A 22,740-nucleotide genomic window follows, 5' to 3' on the forward strand; every position below is an offset into this window, starting at 1 on the left:
CATGATATAGTAAACTCGTGGACATTCTGTATGCCTTTCTGAACTAGAGATCGCCGTTTCTAAATTCAGAATATACAGTAATGTCCATTCTTTTTTACACAAAAGTACTCAAATACCGGAAGAACCAAAATTATAGTATAAAAGTGCAGGAATTGGATGAATTCAGAATGACTTAAAGAGGCGAGATCAAAGGGGGAAAAGGCCAATCGGGGTGAGAGGATTTGAACCTCCGACATCCTGCTCCCAAAGCAGGCGCGCTACCAGGCTGCGCTACACCCCGTTGAGCGTTGAAATTGTAGCCGCGCCGTCTGATTTATGCAATCGGCGCTACGCGTCTTCGCCCGTGGCGCTATCATTTTTCCCGGTTACAATGATGACTGATCTGCATCCCCGGTAATTTCCCCAACCATTTCGGTCTGGAGCCAATCTCGTATGACGCAACCGCGCTTTGTTCTACTGCTATGTACCGTCTGCGCGGTTTGGAGCGCCGCTTCATGCAACGAAAACAAAATATCAAAGGAAAAACCCATGACGAACGCCTCGTCTGAACCCAAACATACCAACGCATTAATCAACGAAACTAGCCCCTACTTGTTACAACACGCCCATAATCCTGTCGATTGGCATCCCTGGAATGAGCAAGCGTTGCGGCTGTCGAAAGAACAAAACAAGCCGATCTTTCTCAGTATTGGCTACTCCGCCTGTCACTGGTGCCATGTGATGGAGCACGAGTCGTTCGAGAATGAAGAAATTGCCGCGTATATGAACGAGCATTTCATCTGTATCAAAGTTGATCGCGAAGAGCGTCCCGATCTTGATGAAATCTACATGAGCGCCGTGCAAGCCATGACCGGTTCGGGCGGCTGGCCCATGTCGGTATTTCTCACGCCTGACCTCAAGCCATTCTACGGCGGCACCTATTTTCCTCCGACTGATATGTACGGTCGCCCCGGGTTTCTGACGGTGTTGCAGGGCGTCAATCGCGCCTATCGCGACGACCACGCCAAAGTGCTTGAGTCAGCCGAAAAGATGACGTTTTATATCCAACAAGCGGCGCAGCAAACGCCCGGCGATCATCCGCTCAACGAGGATTTATTAGAGACCGCATTTCAGCAAATGCGCGGACGATTTGACTCAACCCACGGCGGATTCGGCGGCGCGCCCAAGTTCCCTCACAGTATGGACATCGCGCTTTTGTTGCGCTATCACCATCGAACCAGCGACGCCGAATCCCTGCAAATGGCTGAATTCAGTCTGCGCAAAATGGCGGAAGGCGGCATGTACGACCAGGTCGGCGGCGGCTTCCACCGCTATTCGGTTGATGAACGCTGGCTGATTCCTCATTTTGAAAAGATGCTGTATGACAACGCTCTGTTGGCAAAGACCTACACCGAAGCCTATCAGGTGACGGGCAAGTCGCTCTATAAAAAAATTGTCGTCGAAATTATGGAATACGTCCTGCGTGAAATGGCCTCGCCTGAAGGCGGATTTTACTCGACGCAAGATGCAGACAGCGAAGGCAAAGAAGGAATATTTTTCGCCTGGACGCCTGAGCAAATTGCACAGGCATTGGGCGATGAAAAAGAGGCGAAGTTCATTAGCCAATATTGGGGCGTTGAACCGCATGGCAATTTTGAAGAAGGAACCAGCGTGTTGCACGTCAACGAAGAATTCAGCAAAACCGCCGAACAGTTTGGTCTCACCGATGACGAAGCCAAGGCGATCATTCAGAAAGCGAAATCTAAACTATTCGGCGCGCGCGAGGCGCGGGTGCATCCTGGACGCGACGAGAAAATATTGACCGATTGGAACGGGCTGATGATTTCCGCGATGGCGTTTGCGGGCAACGTCTTGCAAGAAAAACGCTATGTGGATGCTGCCGATAAGGCCTGCGATTTTCTATTTGCAAAAGTCTATCAAGATAACCGCCTGCTGCATGTGTACAAAGACGGGCGCACACATACCAACGGTTTCTTAAGTGACTATTCATATTTAATCAATGGGCTGATTGATGTGTATGAAGCGACGCGCAACCCCAAACGCCTGGCGCAAGCGATTGAACTGATGAAGGTAATGGACGAGCAGTTTTGGGACGCCGAACACGGCGCTTATTTCTTCACCGGAAACGATCACGAAGCGCTGATCGCCCGCACCAAAGACCCGATGGATAATGCGGTGCCGTCCGGCAACTCAATGGCGGTGTTGTCGCTTATACGCCTGGGCGCGATGACCGGCGACGCGACGCTGCGCGAGAAAGCGCAAACCAGTTTGCAAGTGTTCGTCGATGGGATACGCCAATATCCATCGGCCTATTCGCAGATGATGTCTGGCTTGGATTTGCTGATTTCTCAACCGCAGGAAGTCGTGCTGGCGGCGGGTTCCAGCGAGGAACTCGACGCCTTTCAGCGTGCGCTCTTTTCGCGATTTTTGCCGAATAAGGTGGTGCTGTATTCCTACCCGCAAACGCAGGACGCATTAAAAGCGCTGTCGCCGATGACTGAGGGGAAAGGGCCGTTGGGCGGGGCGCCTGCTGCTTACGTCTGCCGCGATTTTACTTGTGAACTTCCAGTGAAAGACGCCGAATCGCTGGTGCAGCAACTGTTGGAAGATTAAACAGAATCAATAGTAATACATTTCTCATACGCTTTAAGCAACGTATCAACGCCGTGTTCCCAATTAAACAATTGCTCGGCGCGTTGACGGGCGCGGCGCCCGTCTGCTTCGCGTTTTTGTGGATCGTTCAAATAGGCCGTGATCCCTACCGCTAACGCAGGAACGCTTTCGGGCGCAACCGCGACGCCGCAGCCTTCTACCATCCAGGGCGCGTCGCCCACGTCGCTGACCACAATGGCGCGGCCCGCCGCCAGATATTCGGCAATCTTTAAAGGGCTTTTCGCGCGTGTGGCTGGGTCGTCGTCAAAGCAGGCGACACACACCGTTGCGCAGCCGACCAGCGCCGGGACGCGGTCATGTTCGATGTATCCGCCGACGTAGATCGCATTGCGGGCCGACGACGCGGCGACGTGGGCTTGTAAGTCTTCGAGCTGCTCGCCGCCGCCGACGAACAGAAACTGCGCATCGGGAGTGGACTTCAGCACTAGCGGCGCGGCGTCAACCAACCAATGTGGATGCGCGGCGCCCTCGAGTTGACCAACGTATAACACCGTCGGCTTATCCGGGCCCAAACCAAAATCTCGTAGCGCATTCGCATCGCCGCCGTTTGGATGAAAGCGCTGCAAATCCGCTCCAACAGGAAGATGAAACATGCGCTCTTCTGCGAAGCCCAATGCGGCGGCGCGGTCGTGCAATGCGCGGCTGGCGTAAGTTACGGTATTGGCGAATCGCGGAAGTTGCGCTTCGTACGACGCCAGATGAAAGCGCGCCAGACCGCGTTTTTCGACCAGGCGCGAGATGGCGGTTTCATCGTCGTCCCAATCATAATGGATGGGCTTATTCAACGCCCGCGCCGCCCATAACACCGGAAGCGTTGACGCCGGGAAGCATTTTTGCAAATGAATTACGTCGCAGTCGGCGCATAGTTCGAGCAGCAACCGATAGTTCGACAACGCGTGTTGCTGGCGCGGTTTGAATTCATAAATGGGTGGGTCGTCCGGCGACGGCGTACGCAACGGCGCATGGCTGGGCGCGTCTTTTCGCGGCATGTGGCACAGCGCGACCTCATGCCCGCGCTGCTTTAATCCACGCGCAAGCGCAAGGATACGGATCGTCCATGGATCGCGCCATAGATCGTGAGGGTGGACCAGGACAACCTTCAAGAGTTCCAGACTCCCATCGAGGTTGTCGCGGGTTTGACGGTCACCGCGCGGTCAACGCTCAGCCCCAGTTGTTGTGAGGCGTTGCCCTGAGTCACGGCGATTTCCAGGCAATCGTATCCATCGAACACTGCCGCTAAGGCGCCGGGTTTGTGGACGCCATAGGTTTTGCTCACGCCATTGATGACAACTCCATCCAGGTGGATCTCGACGCTGCCGAATTCGCAGCCGTTTTGCGCCGCCCAATGGTCAAACCGCGAGCGGGTGAGGTCGGTAATCAGGTTGCCAAAGTGGTCGATGTAGCGAATGTGGCATTCAATGCAGTTGGGCGTTATGCTCGGCGGGTCGCAGGGAAGCATGACGGGGTCGTTGATCTGCGGCCCCAAAACAGAAATCGAAACGCCTCGCGCAATGTGCGCCGCCAGCGGCGAAAAAATGTCGCGTCCATGAAAGGTGTAACTCACTTTTGACAGCCAGTATTTCGGGTCCGTCGCCGAGATGATGGTGCGTTCGCCCGTTAAGGAGAGCACTGGAGACAACAGCCCGTTATCGGGCGCGATGAAAGTATGGCCTTGCGTCTCCACAATCAGCGCCCGGCGCTGGGTTCCGACGCCGGGGTCAACCACGCAAAGGTGCACCGTCCCCGGCGGGAAATACCCGTAAGACCACGAGTTTAAAAACGCCGCCGCCGAAAGCGAAAAGGCGGGCAACTCATGGGTGATGTCTACGAAATGGATGTCGGGCGCGATTTGCAACATCACGCCTTTCATCACGCCGATGAAACCGTCTGCATTGCCGAAATCAGTGAGGAGAGTAACAATCGGTCGTTTGTTCATCATGGCCTCCCGCAGCGTTTGATTGAATGTCTCATCAAAATTCATTGACGTTGGCCTCGCCGTATTGTAACCGCTTGGGGCGTTCCGCCGCGATGGGAAGTTCAACGGCGATTTGCGTGCCTTCGCCGGTTTCTGAAACGGCGTTTACTGTTCCGTTGTGTTCGCGGATAATGCGGTCGACGATCATCAAGCCCAAACCGGTGCCCTTGGGCTTGGTGGTGAAATACGGCTCAAAGATGCGCCGCGCGTCCTCCGAATTCATGCCGCCGCCGTCATCGGCAAACGTCAGGCGAATGCGGTCATCGCTGCGCGACATGCGGAGAACAATACGGTTTTCTTTTGTCTCTCTCTCTTCGGCGCTTTGTTCGGTAATGGCGTCGATTGCGTTGCGAAATAAGTTGATGAACGCTTGTTTGAGTTGGTCTGCGTCGGCTTGCACCAACGGCCATTCGCCGTCTTCATATAACATAATTTGAATGGCGTGTTGTAAAAACTCAGGCCGCATCAGCGTTAACGTCTCTGTGATGAGGTCGTAGAGCGGGGTGAGTTTCATCTCTGGCTGTGAAGGGCGAACGGCAGTCAAAAAGGTTTCGATCACGTCATTAAGCCGGGTGATTTCGGTTTGAAATACATTGATGGTCTTGTCGATGTCTTCCGAGTCGTTGCCGTTTTTTTTCAGTTGCCGCTTGAGCAATTGCAAATGAATCGACAGCGCGTTGAGCGGGTTGCGGATTTCATGCGACACGCCTGCGGACAGCGTCGTTAACGCCGCCAATTTTTCGGCTTTGCGCAGTTTTTCTTCTTGAATGGTTTGTTCGGTTTCATCCAAAAATAAATACAATGTGCCGAACAACTCGCCTGCGTTTCGCAGCGGCAGGCAATTGATTTTTAGAAACCGGATTTCATCGCGGGTATGCAGCGTGTAGTCTTCAAACGCGCTGGTTTCTCCTGTTTCAATGAGTCCCTGGCAGAATGAATACAGCGATGAACTGCCCAATAGTTTTGGCAGCGCAACAAACGGCGTCGCCGAACCGTCGCCCAAACGCAGCATGGTTCGCGCGGATTGATTGACGTAGACTACCATCTCGTCGTCGTCAACGAAAATCATTCCCTCGCGCATGTTGTCGAAAATCAACACCATCAAATCGCGTTCTTGCACAATTTGCTTGAGATAATCGAGGATGCTGTGCTTGTCGATTTTGTCGGCGCGGTCAAGAATTTTTTTCAGAAACCCGCTTTTCATCGCGGTCCGCTCCCCCCTGGGACGCTCCCAGGCCAAACGAAGTTTACTGGCTTAATTCTAAAGTCATTCCATGAGATTGGAAGTTCATACGGCTTCCTGCTAGTATGCGTTCTATAGTCGTTGTCAGACGCCGATATCAACACTTCAAGGTAAATACAGAAATCATGACGGATTCCCTCAATGCAGTAGTCATCGGATGCGGCTCGCTCGGCAAGCATCACGCCCGTATTTATGCGCAGAGTGAAAATGCAAACCTGCTCGCGGTTGTGGATGTGGATGAAGAAGCCCGCCGCGCCGCTGCTGACCAATGGGGATGCCAGGCGGCTGCGAGTTTGGATGAGGTGACGGAACCGATTCATCTCGCCAGCGTGGTCGTGCCGACGATTGACCATCTGACGGTCGCGCGGCGTCTGCTCGAAGCGGGCGTGCCGGTCTTGGTTGAAAAGCCCATCGCCATTTCCGTCGAAGAAGGCGAAGCGATGGTGGCGCTTGCGGCGAAGCATGACGTGATTTTACAAGTCGGTCACATTGAGCGTTTTAATCCAGCCGTGTTGGAACTGGGCAGCCGTTTGAACCAACCGCTTTTTATTGAATCCCACCGTCTGGGGCCGCCCGCGCCGCGCGTAAAAGACGTCGGCGTCGTACTTGATCTGATGATTCACGATCTGGATTTAATTCTCTCTCTCGTGAAATCCGACATCGAAATGATCGACGCCGTCGGCGTGCCGATCCTCACCCCGCAAGAAGATATTTGTAATGCGCGGCTGCGATTCACCGGCGGTTGCGTCGCCAATGTGACGGTCAGCCGGGTGACGCCCGAACGCCAGCGTAAAATTCGCTTCTTCCAATCCGACGCCTATTTATCATTGGATTATCTTGTCCCCGAGTTGCAAATTTTTAGAAAATCCCAAGCGCCGGACGGCAGCGTCCGCATTGAACACGAGAAACCCAAGTTGACGGAACGCGAACCGCTGGTGGCGGAAATTGAATCTTTCATCGAGTGCGTGGTGCAAAAAAAGCGCCCGGTGGTTTCGGGTGAAGACGGCGTTCGCGCGCTGAACATCGCCCAGCAAATTACGCAACAGGCCCAATCCTCGACGCAAGCCGTCTGGGAAAAAATACAAACAACGCCCAACCCCGCGTAACGACAATGACGCTTGACCCGCAGACTCCAAACTGGCGCCGGATTGATGTGGAGCAATCTCCGCATTGGCTCCCAAACTTGGAGGAACTGCAAAAGCGCGACGCGGCCCTCGCGCAACGGGTCGAATCCTCACTTTCTCAGTTAGAGCAACTCGAAATTTGCGAACCGGAACTAGGTCAGTTTCGGTGTCGGTGGGCGCAAACGAAGTGCGAAGTTTATCCGGCGGGGCCGTTGCTTCCCCAATTAGAATCTCAACTGGATCGGGCCAAAATTTTCTACAATCGCGGCGTCAAGTTGCTGCTTGTGGTTGGCTCTGGGATCGGATACCTCGCTTCACACATCGAACCGGTCATTCAAGGGCAGTTTCAGTGCGGGCTATTATTGATTGAACCAAGGATCGAATTATTTATCGCCCATCTGTGTCTATTTGAAGCGCGCCACCTGCTTCGTTCTTATCAAGTGTTTTTTGCGGTCGGCGAGTCAATGCTATCGTCCGTTGAACCAGTGATGAGACGCAACGCGCTGCATCATGTTTCCAATGAACAAATTGCCTTGCTGCAGGAACGCCAACTCACGGATGCAGAAAACCAAGAGGTGCGGGAACTGCGTTCCGCTTTACCGAATTGGTGGCGTCGCGCAGTAGAACAAATACAAGACGCGCAAGGCGCGTTCAACCAGCGGATGCAACAGCCGCCGAATTTAGAGGCTGGCGTTGCGTGGGCGTTTGCCGCGCCTGATGCGTATGCGCATACGCCATTGATGGAGTCGCTATTGGGCGGATTCGGGGCGCTAGGGTGGCGCAAGTCGGTGATCCAGATTCGCGATGGATTTCAGACCCGCGCCCGCGTCGGCGAGGATGTCATCAATCAACAGCCCGACATTTTGTTCTTTTGTAATAGCGCATCGAAAGAATTCGTGTCGTATGAAGTCACTCGTCCCCGCGTCACAATAATGCTCGATAATCCTGAGCATTACTCTCCCGAATCACTGCGGGAAAACTTGGGGCCGATGGACCATGTGTTTTACATCGACCGCACTTACGGGCCGTTTTTTGACAAAACTCACGCTGCGACGGCGAATTTTATGCCCGCGTTTTCGATGGGAACTCAACCCGGCAGAAAGCGCGACGAACTCGCCGCATCGATTGTTTTTGTTGGTTCATACACGCCGGTGTCTGACTACTTGAAAGACGTGAAGTCGTCTCTGCGCGAACAAATTGAGGCAATCGCGCAGCGTAAAATCGACCATCCGTTAGAAAACGCGCCGCAAGCGATTCAAGCCTCTGGCGTCAGCGAAGAAGCCGCCGCCGCATTGCAGCAGCAATCACTCGAATACATCAAAACCATTCAACGCAACTTCGCAACACACGAAATGGTTCTCGATTATTACCTGTATGCCTTGTCTAACAGCCTGAAGCGCGAGCGCTGTATCGAAGTTCTGCTTGATCTGGGCGTCGTTGTATATGGGCCGGAGTCATGGCTGAAAGTATTGGGACAAGACCGGGCCGATCAATTTCGCGGATGGCTTCCCGGCGATCAACTGCCGGATGTGTATGCTTCCGCCAAAATTTGCTTGAACCTGCATAGTTTGCAATGTCCGACTTGCTTTAATCCGCGTGACTTTGATATCCTGGCAGCGGGCGGTTGTCTATTGGGAGACGAAATTGCGGATATGGAGGAAGGTATTTTAGAACGGGAGAAAGATTTATGTTCTTTTTCTTCTCCGCAACAATTGCGCGAAGTTGCACAAGAACTACTAGAAAATAAAGAAAAACGTCTCGGTCTCGTTGCCAATGGCAAAACGACGATTGCGCAGCGTCACACCCCCGCCCATCGCGCACAAACAATTGTGGAAACAATTCGTAATTGTCGTACATAAAATCAAAAAAACGGATGGTCCAATGCGCACTCATTCCTACTTCATTGCTTGTTCACTACTTGGATTGGTTTTGCTGTGTATTACATCTCAAAGCAGCCGTGTGATTCAAGCACAGTCGGAAGCATTTAGATTCGAACCTTACATTGCGAGAGATATCCCGGGAACAGGCAATCACCCCGGCAATGTATATGTCTTAGGCGAAACGCTCCGTATTGCAATGCCGCTGTCTAATTCTCAAGACATCGATCATTGGAGAGTGTTAAACGATGAGGGAGAAATTGTAAAAACAGAACGCATTGAAGGCGCCGCTAATGAAGATGTGAATTTAGGGGCCTTGGGCGTCGGCTGGTATCGCATCGAATTTCTCGACGATGACGGAAATTGTTTGCATTGGACAACCGCTGCCGTTCTCAGGAAACTCAAAGCGCCCGTCCCTCAAGGTTCACCAATCTGCATCGACGGCGCACATTCCTGGTTTGCGGAAGACGATCCGACCCAACAAAAGCAACTCAGCCGATTGGCGGCGTTGTGCGGCGTCAATTGGATTCGAGACCGATTGCGATGGCGAGACATTCAACCCGGCGACGGCCCGTTTGGGCCTCGGACTACGTATGATGAATGCGCCGGGATACAAGCCTCTTTTGGCTTGAAAATTTTGCAGGTCTTTCATGGCGTTCCAAAATGGGTTGCGGGAGAGGATGAATCAACCGGGCGCTTTCCAGGCGATTTGCGCCATGTTTATCGCTTCTGCGCTTCACTAGCAAAACGCTTTCAAACCAATGTACAAGCCTGGGAACCCTGGAATGAAGCCAACGCGGGCAACTTTGGCGGACACACGGTTGATGAGATGTGTTCGTTACAAAAAGCCGCTTATCTAGGCTTTAAAAACGCCGACTCAAATGTCATCGTGGGTTGGAACGCCTATGCGGGAAAGCCAACCTGGCTGCATACGCGCGGCGTTTTGAACAACGAAGCCTGGCCATATTTTGATACCTACAACATCCACACGTATGACTGGCCTCATTCGTATTCTGAATTACGACGACCTGCCGTCGAAGCGGCAGCCGGGCGCCCGTTATGGATTACGGAAAGCGATCGGGGCGTTCAATACCAAAGCGGTTCACCCTGGTTTGACATGACGCCTGAAAATGAAATTCTCAAAGCGCAATTCATGGCGCAGTCTTATGCGTCAAGTTTATATGCTGGCGCTGAACGGCATTTTCATTTTATTTTAGGCGATTACACCGAAGAGGCGAACAAGGTGCAGTTTGGTTTGCTCCGTAAAGACCTGACGCCGCGCCCCGCATACGTTGCGATGGCGGCGCTTGGTCGACTGATGGCAGGCGCCAAATGTTTGGGCCGGTTCCACATACGCGACAATGAGGATACGCATGTTTATGCGTTTTTAGCGCAGCCGGACGGTGTGAAACGGGATGTTCTGGTTGCTTGGACTGAAACGAGAAGCGACTGGCCACAAAGAGGAAAGCATTTCATCGAATGGCCTTTGCCGGAGAATTTAAATATTATCGAGACCTATGATTATCTAGGGCGAAAGCGAAATGCCGTTGCTCCAGAGATGCTTACGTCGTCTCCATTGTTTGTCATCTTGCCGCAGGGCGAATCAAAGAAACTCCAGTTAGAAACCTACCCCCGCGCAAACTTCCGTGAAGGCGAAGCCTCACCCGTAGTGATGCAATTGCTGCTTGATTCTTCCTGTTCGGTGAGAGTGGAAGAGACGCCTTGGGCGGTTGAGTATGAACATTTGGTTGAGCCGGAAAAGGAATTGGAACTGCCGTTGTATATTTATAATTTCAGCGACCAGCCCGTAAGCGGGGAAGTGAAGATTGAGCATGCGCCGGGAGACTGGAAACTGTCAAACTCATCGTGGCAAGTACAACTCAACTCAATGGATCGCCAGCGCCTGCCGTTGACCGTTGTGATACCCAAACGCGATTTTAGCAAGAAGACGGACACTTGGCTTCGACTGAAGGGACGCTTTGACGGCGGCATGGAATCAGTGCTTGCTTTTCGCTTGATTACTCAACCCGGTGAAGGATATGAGAATTAGTGATTAGAGATTACGTCTATTCAAATGACGGAAAAAGCACTTTTGGATTTTAGAAAAATATTGTTTTCCTTGTTTGCGAGAGTACCATTTGTAATTGGCTGCAATTGATTGTTATCATATAAAAAAAAGACGCCCGATGGGGCGCCTCAAAACATTGTGGAAGGTAATCAATATTGCGCGTTGCGGCGCAATATTTTTTTGTGCTAATTTTTCATCGGTTTTACTGTATGGCTGTCTTGCTCTGAACTACCTGAAATTGGCGGCGCCGGAAAAACAAAGCAATCGCAATTCATCATGACTTATTGAATCGTAAACCATTCTTGGCAAGATAAGTAACATGAAAAAACGTCTACGTCAGAATCTGACGCTGTTACTTTGATCGTTCCTGTTTCATTGAGTAATACGCGAAGCGATTGCGTTTTGTTCAAAAATATTATGGTTCTTCCATAAATCGGGTACTTTTTTTATAAATGGAATTGAGATCGCGGCATGGGTACAACTCTGCTCGCTTCAGTGCCAATGTCATTGACTTGAGACTCGGAGCCCAGGCTTTTCGCCCCTCTTTTTAAGGGGGGTGGCGCTGAAAGCGCCGGGGGGATATCAAAACAGCACAAACAAAGCGATACATTCAAGCAATATCTCAAGGGCTGCCGTCGCCTGCCTGCGGCAGGCAGGCTTCGCGACGCTTTGCCCTTGCCACCCCTTAAGTCAATGACATTGGCTTCCGTGCGGGCTTTTAGGCCCTTTTGCACAGGCGCTCCCAGAGTCGCACCCATGTCTGAATTGGTTTGTCATTTTTTGATAGACCGGAATGCGTTTTCGGAATCAAAATTATGGTTATCCATCAGTCTAAGTACTCACTTACCGGATGAACCAATATTTTGGGGGCGTCTCAGGCTGAGGCGCGGACAGGACGGACTCGAACGCCGGTTCGCTCGCGAAGCGTTTTTGCAAACGCTTCCGCAGACTCCAGCGAAATGGTCTTAAGGGGGACGGAATGATAGGGGCGGTCTTTGGCTTGATGCCCGCCGCGCGAGGCCACGTTCCATACTTTGGCGTAAGGGCGGGTAGGCGTATTCAATTGAACCTCATCCGGTTGGATTTGTTCAACCGTTCGGGAAATTTCATCAATTTCAGATTGGTTGCTCGGCATAATCATGATTTGTAATCCTAAATACCCCGGGTAAGATTGCTGAAACGTCAGGGTATTTTGAATGACCTGCTGAAGAGATAGTCCATCAGCGGGGCGGTTGATGCGTTGAAAGGTGGCTTCGTTTCCCGCATCTAGTTTAACGTAAACGCGGTCAACGGATTGTAAATCCTGAATCACGTCTTCGTTATTCAGCAGGGTTCCATTGGTCAGAACGAGCTGGGGTTGAGGAGCAATTTCGGCTAGCGCCCGTGAAACATCTCCAAGATTGATGGCCAGGGTCGGCTCTCCGCTGCCAGAAAATGTGAGTATGTCCGATTCTCTCCAATGGCTGGCTTTGAAGTCCCGGATGACTTGTTCCGTCTGTATAAAAATTTGACGCTCGGTTGTAATATTTTGAATAGCGCCTAACTGACAATATATACAGTTAAACGAGCAGACGGATGTCGATAATATAAGGTCAATCCCGAGAGATTTGCCTTCACGCCACGAGTGGACAGGCCCATAAACGGTGCTTACAAACGTTTGATTCGTCATGGTTTTATCACTCATTTGTGCTGGTTAATTATTGTATCTCGTTTTGATTGAATCAGAAGACGGGTTGAAAATATATACTAATATACAACCGAATGAATATTTTATAATTTCTTCGCCGGGGTCTTTGTTGGGAATTATTATAATTTTATAATCACTGTAGGTTGAATTGTTGCATTTTGTGCAAAGAGATGGAAAAACATTACATGAATAGTTAAATATCAAACAAGATGTACTATGCTGTTAATTATATACTTATGACGAGTATTTTTTTGAGAGGCAAGCGAGCATGTTCGATTGAAAAATAAGCAAAAAAATGTCTTGACGTTACTGTTTTTTTGTATAGACTCTTTCAATAAGCGATGTTCGTAATATTATGAATACCGAAAAAAACTATTCTCTAACAGTTTTTTTGAGTCTAAGCAGGGTTTGAGTGCAATGAAATGTTCCGCCCTGCTATTGTTATGCGCCGCAAAAAATGAGCGTAACTTATACTTGCGGTGAAGCGTTGAAAATTTGAGGAGCGAAGTTCCGTGCCTCACGCAGTCTTGTCGGGTAGGTTTTTATTGAGCGAGTGGGGCCGGGCGTTTTCGGTCATTCACGAGCAAACAAATGCATGGATCATTAAAGTTGACGAGATCTATGTAGGACACCGTGGAGAGCGGGCCATTATGCCTGCGACTGTCATCGAAGAAGGGCATCCACAAAAGTTCTACATTCGTCTCTCCTCCGCCGATTCTCATCAACGTCTCACGATTCGGCTTGATCCAGCCACCGATCCGATCAAAACCCAAGGGGTCAAGCGGGCGATTGCGACTGTAGCCGAAGCGTTGCTGGATTTCGATCCAACGCTCGCAATCGAAACGCACAACCTTTCAAGGGTTTTCTTACGAGATGACTCGTCGTCTCTCGCAGATATACATGCGTAAATGACGGCAATTACAAACTATATTTCTTTTGGCTGTGAATGTACAAGCCCCCTGGGCGCCGAAGGCTAAACTGGCGACTGAGAAGTTCCAGGAAAAACCTATGCGGCGTTATTACCAAAACGGTAATGCCAGAGTCACAGCCTCACTAGAAGGGAGGCATTGATTTAATGGAGTCGACTCAGCGTAACGATGAGGCTACTTGCCGACAGGTCAAGGAGTCCATCGAAAATCATTTGGTGCAAGAGTGGGGCATGTCCCCAGAAGTGGCGCGGCGGTTTGTGCAGCGCCAACCCGGCCTGACGTTAAACGAGGCCGTTGATTACATGCGCGCCGTGACTAAAGGGTATCGCGTTTTATATCGCCGCACCCACGGTCAGCGCATCAGCCCGATCCTGCTTCGTCGTGCAACAGAAATGGCGCTCGAGCGTACTGCTCGCCGTCGCCAGGCCTTAACCGAAAAAGACTTGATGTACCTGATGCAGCAAGCGCGCGACGCAACCGACGCCGACATCGCCCGTAAGAGCGATCCCTCCAGCATTGACGGTCGCATTAAGATTCTTGCTCCGTTGCGTGACGCCGTGGTCTGTGAAGAAGACGCCGTCACTCGCAACCGCCTGATGGGCGTCGCGGACGTTTTCGTCAAACACGGTTATGTGTTGAACAAACAGTTTTTGATTGATGATTGCCTGAAGCACGAAGAAATTTTTCCCAATCGCCGCACCGTCGATGAGACCTTGGAAATCTTGCGCACTTCGTATGAAGCGCTTGGTTTTTCCAAAGATGATGTCTTTATCGCTTCGGCGTATTTGGATGTTCCGTACGGCAAAGTGAGCACCGCTCGTACTCCCAAACGCAATGGGAAATCGTCAGACCCGCGCTTTATTTATTAAGCGAAAATGAGATGCGAACAAAAAACGCTGCGTTAGAAATTAACGCAGCGTTTTTTTGTCTAAAAACAAATTTGATTGATGGTGGTTGCTGCATTATCCTCAAACATTATGAATCTACATCGTTTATTCAATCCGTTTTCGCTTCCGATTATTCTGTTCGCGGTCGTTATTCTGCTGGGCGCCTTTGCTTTGCAATTACCGGTCTGCTCAAGCGGCGACGCGATTCCTTTCATTGATGCGCTGTTTACTTCGGCGTCGGCGACGTGCGTGACCGGGTTGATTGTTCTCGATACCAGCGGCGATTTCAGCCGGACGGGGCAATGCGTCATTTTGTTATTGATTCAACTCGGCGGCCTCGGCATCATGACCTACGCCAGCCTGATTTTTTATTTATGGCGCCGCCGCATTTCACTGCGCGATCGCGCTGCGGTCGGCTCCGCGCTGTTGAATGACACGTCATTCAACCTCGGTCGGTTTTTATTGCAGATCGTGTTTGGATGTTTTTTGATTGAACTGGTCGGCGCCGGGTTATTATACGCAGCGTCTCCGTCGGGCTTCCCGCTTTTTTCCGCCTTGTTTCATTCGGTGTCCGCGTTTTGCAACGCAGGCTTTTCACTTAATCCAAATAGTTTGATCGATTTTCGCGGCAATCTCGCTGTCAATCTGGTTCTCATTGCTTTGATTGTGTTGGGTGGTTTAGGCTTTGCGGTTCTGTTAGAACTACTTGATGTTAGCCGGGGTGTTTTTGCGAAAGACAAAACCGCCCCGCTTCGCTTGAGTTGGCATTCGTCAATTACCGTCAAAATGACTTGGATTCTAATTCTGTTCGGATGGGTGGGGCTATTCATCACCGAGCGGCTACAAGGCCCGGACCCATTAGGGCTTAGCGATTCTGTCATAACGGCGTTGTTTCAATCGGTCACTTGCCGCACGGCTGGGTTCAACTCCATTGACATTTCACAGATGACCAACCTCTCGCTGATGATTATGCTATTGTTGATGTTCGTCGGCGGTTCGTCCGGCTCATGCGCCGGGGGAATCAAGACGACAACATTCGCCGCCTTGCTTTCATTTATCCGCTCGCAACTGTTGGGGCGCAAGCAAGTCGTGATTGGCCGCTTCGCTCTATCCGAGTTGGAACTCAACAAGACGCTGAGCCTGACGGTATTCGCTTTGGCCGTCATTCTAGGTGGAGCGTTTTTGTTGACCTTTACCGATGGGGCGCATACGCCTCATTCCAGCGCGGGCGGGACCTTTCTCGAAATATTGTTTGAAGTCGTTTCTGCATTTGCCACTGTTGGGCTGAGTACGGGCATCACCCCCTCGCTGAGTACGGCAGGGAAATGCATCATCATTCTGCTAATGTTCATTGGGCGCTTGGGGCCGATTGTGTTCCTGTCTATGATTGCAGAATGGCGCCGCGAACCGCGTTATCAATGGCCGGAAAACACCATGATGATCGGTTAGGTTGTATTGAACCTCGCGTGTTGAAATTAAGGAGACTCTCTTGGCGAAGCGTATGCAGATTGGAATCATTGGCCTGGGCAAGTTTGGCCTGGCGTTGGGACGTTCGTTGATCGAATTGGGCAATGAAGTCGTCGGGATTGACTTTGAGACTTCGCATGTGAAAAACGCTCAAGATATTCTAACGCAAGTGTATCAAGCCGATGCGACTGATCCTGCCGCGCTGAAGCAACTCGATATTGCCAGCCTCGATTACGTCATTATCGGCGTTGGTCAAAATCTCGAAGCCAGCGCATTAATCGCCCTGCACTTAAAAGAACTCGGCGCAAAGAACGTCTGGGTGAAAGCCATTAGCGAAGACCACGAAAAAATTCTCTACCGCATCGGCGTTGATTATGTCGTGTTTCCTGAACGCGCCGCCGCTGAAGAATTGGCGCACCGCCTGACCATTCCCGGTTTTATTGACTTGCTGCCTTATTGGAAAGGCGTGGTGATTCACGAACTGATTGTCGCCGCCTGGAAGGGACAGACGCTGCGTGAAATTGATATGACCAATCAATATGAAGTGCAGTGCGTCGCCATTCGCCCGCTGGGCGGCGATGCTTTGGATTTCGTACCCAAGGCTGACCGCAAATTAAACGAGGGCGACGTGCTGGTAATTATTGGCCGCGAAGAGGCCATCGCCAAAATCACTTCTTAATTCGATTGCCCGCTCTGTATTTCACGTGAGACCCGTTCGGCAGCGCGAAATGCGCGCATGAAGTTTTCGCCAAGCACCTTACGTATATCCGCCTCGTTGTAGCCCCGGTTTAACATTTCCTGCGTGATATACGGAAACATCGAAACGTCATCCAATTGCTTCGGCACGGCGGAGATGCCGTCATAGTCGGAGCCGATGCCAACGTGTTCGATTCCCGCGACTTTGATAATATGTTCGATGTGATCGACGACGGTTTTCACTGTTGTCGGCGGGATGGGGTACTCCTGGTCATACTCATCCATGCGCTTGTCTTTTTCTTCTTCGGATAGGCTCTCATCTTTTTGCAATTTGCGATAGAAGGCGAACATATCATTCACGCGCTTAGCGGCTTCGTCGGCAATATACAGCGGATAAAAATTCACCATCACCACGCCCCGGTTTTTGGCGACGCTTTTTAGCACATCATCCGGCACGTTGCGGGTGGTATGCGCCAGTGAACCGGTTTTTGGCGACGCTTTTTAGCACGTCATCGGGCACGTTGCGGGTGGTATGCGCCAGTGAAAATGCGGACGAGTGCGAGGCGATGATCGGCGCTCTACTCACGCGCAGCACGTCGCGCATGCTTTAATGTTTTCGATTGGTTATTAAAGGTGGATGTTGTGGTCCGTGCAAGAAAAAAAGTCTCGCCATCAAGTTGATTTTTTGAGATTCAACAATCAAGAATACGCGCGCCGGACGCGGCTTCGCAAATCATCGGGTTGCATGACAGGCCGGTGCGGTCTTTGTAACGCGCTGTGATGGTTTTGGTGAAGGCGTCGATCTTGCTGGCTTCGATTAAGTTCACGGTCGCGCCGCCAAACCCGCCGCCCGTCATCTTGGCGCCATAGCAACCTGCAATCTGCTTCGCTTCTTCAATGAGAATATCAAGCTCGGGGCAGGTGTTTTCAAACAGATCGCGCGAACTGGCGTGCGATTCGAAGATGCACTTACCGAGTTGCACCAGGTCGCCGCTTTTCAATGCTTCAACGCCCGCCAGGACGCGGCGGTTTTCTTCCATGATGTGCTGAGCGCGGCGTTGCACGACGGGCTTTAATTCTGATTGGTACTGCAAAAATTCTTCGTAGGTAATGTCGCGCAAAAAGCGCGGGGACTTGCCGGTTTTTTCGCCGAGAACGCGGGCGGCTTCGACGCATTGATCGCGGCGGCTTTTATATTCGCCTTCAACCAGTTTGTGTTTGACCCCGCTGTGGCACAACACGATCTTGGGCGCGGGCGTCGGCATGACGAAGGCTTCGTGCTCCAAAGTGTCGCAATCGAGCCAGAGCATGGCGTTGTCTTTGCCGAAAGTGGAAGTGAACTGGTCGAGCAATCCGCAGGGCATTCCAACGAATTCATTTTCGGCGCGGCGGCACAATTGCGCGAGTTCCATCGGCTCAATGTCATAGGGAAACAACGCCTTGAGTAACAATGCGGTCGAGGTCTCCAGCGCGGCGGAACTGCTGACGCCGGCGCCGATGGGCAGATCGCCGCAGATGACGGCGTCAAAGCCGCCGAGCGTGACGCCAAGTTTTTGTACTTGGTCGGCGACGCCTTTCACGTAATCCGTCCAGGGCGATGCGTCGTCGTGTTTTAGCGAGTGGATCGGAAATTCCGTCATCTCGCCGATGACGTTAGAGAAAACCCTGACGACGTCCGAATCGTTGCGCGAACCCGCGATGGCAATAGTTCTGTCAATCGCAACGGTGAGGACGTGCCCGCCGTTATAGTCGGTATGGTTGCCGAGAATTTCTACGCGGCCCGGCGCCTGGCTGATCGCCTCTGGCGCACCGCCAAATTGTTTTGTGAATAATTCACGGGTTTCTTGGACGAGAACTGATGCGTTTGGATGGTTGGGTTGCTCAGTCAATGCGGTCTCCTGAAGTAAATAGAAATAATGTTGCGTCAAATGCAACCATCAGATGTCTGCGAGCAATTCAATTTGATTCCAACAAATAATAGATAGCCGAATGATTTCCGGCGTTGAAACTCAGCATACCAGAGTCGATTTGATAGGGAAGAGTTTCGAGCCTGTCTCCCCGCATGTTCACGGGCGTAATCGTCCATTGTTCGCGTTCGGTTTGAAGGAAGATTCGCGCGGGCGTTTCAGAAATTTGTATCGGTGCGCCGCCATGTTCTTGAATCCATCGGCCCATCGGATGAAGGACGGATTTGAAACCAGTGTTTTGTGATTCAGAGAGAATGGTCAGCAATAACTGCCTTGATCGTTTGATTTCTTTGTCGTCCATCGAACTAACGCAGACCGCGCCGAATTCCATTTCGCTTTCGATGACAAGACCTTCGAGATCGTCAGGCTTGAGCGCGTTGATGCGGCCAATTACAGCCAAGGTTTTGTCGGTTTGAATCAACACCTGTCCCCGCGCTGGATCGTGACGCAGCGAAGCGGGCTGCTCACGGCGTTTGAGTATTTCGCTGGCGTCTTGTGGTTGGGTGGGCGCGAAGATGCTGCTGCCATTTGGCTTCACATTTAATTGCGTCTCAATGCGCAGGCGGTCGATGAAGCGCGGAACCGCTGCATCATCTGGCGCGACCGTTTCGCCGGATTCAAGTACGGTTTCTTCCACGCCCATTGTGATCGCGCGTTTCAGCGGCTTGACCTGTTGCTGATGAAACAGCAACGCGGCGGCGGGCATAAGCCCGATCAGACTGGGGTCATGCTGCATCTCAAACGGCGCGGAAATGAATTGACGATTCGGGTCGTAGTTACTGGCGTAGGTGGACGCGATACAGCCGCTCCAATCTTGGGCGCTAGCGGTCGCCGCCATCCACAGCGGGAGTTCCGCCCGAAAGCGGTTGGGCCAGGGGTTCCCCCAGCCGCTAACCACGAACGGTTTGTCATGAAGCCGGGCGAAGGCAAGGCGCGAAAATAGTGTGGGCGCATTTCGCAAATCAACCTCTGCCATTCGCTGGTCGGGGAAGCCTTGGAAATCGCCGAAGGGCGCGTTCCAGATTGATTGCGACGTCATAAAGTCGAGATGCGCTTGATGGGGCAGGTCCCATAAATCATGAAATACGTCTGTCCCGCTGATGGGGACCTTCAAGCCCAGCGAACGCAATTGTACAGCGAAATCCGTTTGCGAACGGGCAGTGGTTTCCGCCATAAAGCGGCGCATGGTTTTATTCGGCGCGGCGAAATGGAACGGTTCGTATTCGGTTTGATTTTCTTGCAGCCATTTTCGCCACAAGTCGTCGAATCGCAAAATGTAAGGGCCAAAAGGCGGCGGCGTTCCATTGAGCGTATTGCTTTCAAACAATTGAGTGAGCGCGATGGCGGGTTCGTCGCGATAATCGGTTTGCCGCAGGTCCCATCCGGCGTAGGGGTTGCGGTGCGACCAGAAGTCGTCGAGTAGGTTCGCGTGTAGGTCGCGCAATTCGTTGACGTAATGGATATAGCCTTTCCAACCCGCCGGGATGTTTTCCCAAGCCATGACGTTGTCGTTTGCGCTCAATGTCCGCGCGTCTAATCCGTCAAAGAACGCGTAAACGCCCCGGTTTTCAAGTTGGAACAAAAAGTAGTCGAGCCGATCGAGCGCTTGCGGGTTTAAGGTCGCGTTGCCGTTGTCATCGTGTTGAATCAGCGCAGGCTGCGCCCACCCGGCGTCCATCCAATGAAAACGCACCAGGTTAAAACCCAGGCGCGCAATGCGGTCGGCAATTTTAGGCGCCATTGCTTGTGATGGAAAACAACCCGACCCCGTAACCGTCGTTCCCCAGAAGCGGGCGCGGGTGCCATCTTCAAAAATGAATTGACCGTTCTTGACGCCGAGAAACCCGTGTTTGCCTGCTGGCGCATCGAGCAGAAACGAAACATCGACGGGCGCGGCGTCCCCGGGCGTTTCGAGATCATGCCAGGTCTGGGCGGACGCGGCTATTCCACATAGAACGGATATGAAAATCACAAAAGACAAAGCGGTTTTGAATATTTTGTACAGGTCCATTTTTTAATTTATCCCCCCGACGTCTCCGACGTCACCCCCCCCTTATTAAGGGGGGCTAGGGGGGATCGGCTCCAATCGTTGAGCCACATAAAATGGTTGTTTAATTTACAAGACATATATCAACCCAAACCTTTGCATCTAGCCTATATATAACGATTACAATTCAACCTATGATACAATATTGATTCGTAAAAACCATCTTAGGCAGGACGCCCCCGATGAATACGACCCCGTCTTCCATGAAACACAATCGCCGCCTGCTGCCCGTTGAACTCGAAATCGACTTGTTCTGCAAAGGCCTTCGCATACATGAATCGTGCAACCTTGAGCGCGACGCCCGTTCATTCGTCAAAGCGCGCGCCGGTTTGGGCAGTGGATTAGAACTGGTCATTCCAGGCAAGCGCGACATCTGGATGAACGCGCCCGTGCATGAGCATTTCGTCCAAACCAGCCCGTATGAATTACAACTGCATGACAACGGCTATTGCGTCCATCATACAAGAGACGACATTGCCTACGAGGTTTCGGTCCCGCCCGCGCCGTCTTGGTATGATCGCAACGCCGCCAGCGGGACGCCCATGCGCGAGATCGGCGTATTGCAGGGGACGTATCTGGGTTTTTATTTAGGCAAAGCCTGCGCGTTTTGGAACAGCGACCCCAAAGAGAACTGCCAGTTTTGCGCGACGGGACTCAATGTTGGCGCGCCCGGCGGCGACAAGCCGCTAAAAACAGTCGAAGAAGTGGTTGAAGTCGCATTGGCCGCCAAAGAAGAATCCGGCGTGTCTTTTGTGCATTTCAATACAGGATTTCAGGACGGAAAAGGTCTCGACCTGTGTGCGCCGTTCGTGAAAGCGATCAAAGAACAAGTCGGCGCATTGGTCGGCGTACAGGCGGCCCCAACGGCGGACTTATGGAAATATGACTGGATCGTCGATTGCGGCGCCGACCACCTCTCGTTTTGTTATGAGTTGCATAATCCCAAATATTTTGAACAATACCTGCCGGGAAAACATAAACATCTCAGGCAACATACATTCTTTAATGCGATGGAGTATGCGTCGAAATTGATGGGCAAAGGCCGGGTGTCGGGCGAGATCATCGCGGGCATCGAACCCATCGAAGATACGTTGGAGGCGATTGATTACATCACCCTGATCGGGGCGTTTCCGACGGTTTGTATTTTCCGCCCCGTGATTGGCACCGACATGGAGACTTGGCCTTCGCCGGAATATAACGATATGCGGCGGGTGTTCGCCAAGGTGTATGAATCGTGCATGAAGCGCGGCGTACCAATCGGCCTTGCTCCCAATATCGAAGTGAGTTTGGTGGTTCAGCCGACGGACGCGGACGAACTGGTCGCGCCGTCCTGGCAAAAGTCGCTCTACCAGGCCAAGTTGGGGCTTATGCGTTCCATCGTTGGCATGATGTATCAGTCAAAAATCAAGCCGCGTCGGGTGAAAGCAAAGGCGGACGCTCCGCCGAATCCCATCCATGCTTGAATGCTGCGGGGTTGAATCACGTACGCTTCGGCGTCAACCTGCGAAGACAATAATCAAAGATAGGTGAAGCATGGGACCGAGAATCCGAAACCGGGCGTGCGCCGTCATCGTGCAAGACGGCAAAGTGCTTTTAGTCCAGCACCAGAAAAACGATCAGCATTACTGGTTGTTTCCTGGCGGCGGCGTTGAATTCGGCGAAACCTTACAAGAAGCCGTCGCCCGCGAAATGATGGAAGAAACCAACCTTGATGTTGAAGTCGGCGAATTAATCATGGTTTCTGAATCGATCCCGCCCGACAAACATCGCCATGTGATCAATTATTATTTTCTCGCGACCGTTGTCGGCGGTGAAATGAAACTCGGCGACGATAAATACCTGTTCGATCTCCAGTGGCACCCGATGGAGAAATTGCCCGGGATGATGATTTTTCCCGCTGTGGCGCCGGAAATCGTGCAGCGCCTGCAAGACGGCGCCGATTTACCCGTCTCCATCGGCAATAAGTGGGACTGAAAGCGCCGATACTTTACTGCCGGAGTCGCCAAACCTTACGGATTCCAGCAGAGAGGTCATAATGTACGCTTAGTTATGCGGAGGCGTTCATGCGTCGCCGCATTCTTACGATAGCGGTATGGATTT

The 22,740-nt window shown here is 51.9% G+C and carries 18 protein-coding genes and 1 tRNA gene; 11 read left to right on the forward strand and 8 right to left on the reverse strand.

What is annotated here, in order from left to right; translation table 11 throughout:
* Nucleotides 1-206 precede the first annotated feature (206 nt).
* Nucleotides 207-280: transfer RNA gene (locus P9L94_01460), tRNA-Pro, on the reverse strand.
* A 152-nt stretch (nt 281-432) separates the two neighbouring features.
* Here P9L94_01460 and P9L94_01465 point away from each other — a divergent pair.
* A complete protein-coding gene (locus tag P9L94_01465; protein ID MDP8242718.1) occupies nt 433-2,613 on the forward strand; it encodes a thioredoxin domain-containing protein in 2,181 nt (726 codons plus the stop codon).
* On the opposite strand, the gene P9L94_01470 is transcribed toward P9L94_01465, so the two are convergent.
* The 3 genes from P9L94_01470 to P9L94_01480 are packed head-to-tail and all read right to left on the reverse strand — an operon-like array spanning nt 2,610 to nt 5,852.
* Nucleotides 2,610-3,776, reverse strand: a complete 1,167-nt coding sequence (locus P9L94_01470) for a glycosyltransferase family 4 protein (GenBank protein ID MDP8242719.1) — start codon at nt 3,774-3,776, stop codon at nt 2,610-2,612. The two genes, P9L94_01465 and P9L94_01470, sit on opposite strands and share 4 nt — an antisense overlap.
* Nucleotides 3,773-4,612 (reverse strand): SAM-dependent chlorinase/fluorinase, encoded by an 840-nt coding sequence (locus P9L94_01475; protein ID MDP8242720.1) that lies wholly within the window; start codon nt 4,610-4,612, stop codon nt 3,773-3,775. Before P9L94_01475 ends, P9L94_01470 begins: the two co-directional genes overlap by 4 nt.
* Before the next feature lie 31 nt (nt 4,613-4,643).
* Nucleotides 4,644-5,852, reverse strand: a complete 1,209-nt coding sequence (locus P9L94_01480; GenBank protein MDP8242721.1) for an ATP-binding protein — start codon at nt 5,850-5,852, stop codon at nt 4,644-4,646.
* A 164-nt stretch (nt 5,853-6,016) separates the two neighbouring features.
* Here P9L94_01480 and P9L94_01485 point away from each other — a divergent pair, with 164 nt between their 5' ends.
* Genes P9L94_01485 through P9L94_01495 form a run of 3 tightly spaced genes read left to right on the forward strand, consistent with a single transcriptional unit; the run spans nt 6,017 to nt 10,942 of the window.
* Nucleotides 6,017-6,997 (forward strand): Gfo/Idh/MocA family oxidoreductase, encoded by a 981-nt coding sequence (locus P9L94_01485; protein MDP8242722.1) that lies wholly within the window; start codon nt 6,017-6,019, stop codon nt 6,995-6,997.
* Nucleotides 6,998-7,002: 5 nt separating this feature from the next.
* The gene (locus P9L94_01490) at nt 7,003-8,874 is read left to right on the forward strand and encodes a glycosyltransferase (protein ID MDP8242723.1); all 1,872 of its coding nucleotides are present in this window, start codon (nt 7,003-7,005) and stop codon (nt 8,872-8,874) included.
* Nucleotides 8,875-8,896: 22 nt separating this feature from the next.
* On the forward strand, nt 8,897-10,942 hold the full coding sequence (locus P9L94_01495) for a hypothetical protein (protein ID MDP8242724.1): 2,046 nt from the start codon (nt 8,897-8,899) through the stop codon (nt 10,940-10,942).
* Nucleotides 10,943-11,834: 892 nt separating this feature from the next.
* On the opposite strand, the gene P9L94_01500 is transcribed toward P9L94_01495, so the two are convergent.
* Nucleotides 11,835-12,629 (reverse strand): radical SAM protein, encoded by a 795-nt coding sequence (locus P9L94_01500; protein ID MDP8242725.1) that lies wholly within the window; start codon nt 12,627-12,629, stop codon nt 11,835-11,837.
* A 530-nt stretch (nt 12,630-13,159) separates the two neighbouring features.
* On the opposite strand from P9L94_01500, the gene P9L94_01505 reads away from it, so the two are divergent.
* The 4 genes from P9L94_01505 to P9L94_01520 all read left to right on the forward strand — a co-directional run bounded on the left by P9L94_01505 (nt 13,160) and on the right by P9L94_01520 (nt 16,609).
* On the forward strand, nt 13,160-13,555 hold the full coding sequence (locus P9L94_01505; protein ID MDP8242726.1) for a hypothetical protein: 396 nt from the start codon (nt 13,160-13,162) through the stop codon (nt 13,553-13,555).
* A 167-nt stretch (nt 13,556-13,722) separates the two neighbouring features.
* Nucleotides 13,723-14,445: a hypothetical protein gene (locus P9L94_01510; GenBank protein MDP8242727.1), complete on the forward strand. Its 723-nt coding sequence runs from the start codon at nt 13,723-13,725 to the stop codon at nt 14,443-14,445.
* Between the two features lie 108 nt (nt 14,446-14,553).
* Nucleotides 14,554-15,912 carry a potassium transporter TrkG gene (locus tag P9L94_01515; protein MDP8242728.1) on the forward strand — a complete coding sequence of 453 codons (1,359 nt, stop codon included), beginning with the start codon at nt 14,554-14,556 and terminating at the stop codon, nt 15,910-15,912.
* Between the two features lie 40 nt (nt 15,913-15,952).
* Entirely contained in the window at nt 15,953-16,609 is a 657-nt protein-coding gene (locus tag P9L94_01520; protein MDP8242729.1) for a TrkA family potassium uptake protein, read from the forward strand.
* Here the strand turns inward: P9L94_01520 and P9L94_01525 are convergent.
* A complete protein-coding gene (locus tag P9L94_01525; protein MDP8242730.1) occupies nt 16,606-17,082 on the reverse strand; it encodes a membrane dipeptidase in 477 nt (158 codons plus the stop codon). The genes P9L94_01520 and P9L94_01525 overlap by 4 nt on opposite strands.
* 20 nt (nt 17,083-17,102) lie before the next feature.
* On the opposite strand from P9L94_01525, the gene P9L94_01530 reads away from it, so the two are divergent.
* Complete coding sequence (locus P9L94_01530) at nt 17,103-17,237, forward strand: hypothetical protein (protein ID MDP8242731.1); 135 nt, start codon at nt 17,103-17,105, stop codon at nt 17,235-17,237.
* An 81-nt stretch (nt 17,238-17,318) separates the two neighbouring features.
* Here P9L94_01530 and galK read toward each other — a convergent pair whose 3' ends face one another.
* Nucleotides 17,319-18,515, reverse strand: a complete 1,197-nt coding sequence (gene galK / locus P9L94_01535) for a galactokinase (protein MDP8242732.1) — start codon at nt 18,513-18,515, stop codon at nt 17,319-17,321.
* Between the two features lie 67 nt (nt 18,516-18,582).
* Nucleotides 18,583-20,604, reverse strand: a complete 2,022-nt coding sequence (locus P9L94_01540) for a hypothetical protein (protein MDP8242733.1) — start codon at nt 20,602-20,604, stop codon at nt 18,583-18,585.
* 218 nt (nt 20,605-20,822) lie between these two features.
* On the opposite strand from P9L94_01540, the gene P9L94_01545 reads away from it, so the two are divergent.
* Both P9L94_01545 and P9L94_01550 read left to right on the forward strand, forming a co-directional pair.
* Entirely contained in the window at nt 20,823-22,103 is a 1,281-nt protein-coding gene (locus P9L94_01545) for a hypothetical protein (protein MDP8242734.1), read from the forward strand.
* 70 nt (nt 22,104-22,173) lie between these two features.
* Nucleotides 22,174-22,614, forward strand: coding sequence for an NUDIX hydrolase (locus tag P9L94_01550; GenBank protein ID MDP8242735.1), 441 nt, complete (start codon nt 22,174-22,176; stop codon nt 22,612-22,614).
* Nucleotides 22,615-22,740: the final 126 nt, after the last annotated feature.

This window comes from Candidatus Hinthialibacter antarcticus, assembly GCA_030765645.1.
Lineage (GTDB): Bacteria > Hinthialibacterota > Hinthialibacteria > Hinthialibacterales > Hinthialibacteraceae > Hinthialibacter > Hinthialibacter antarcticus.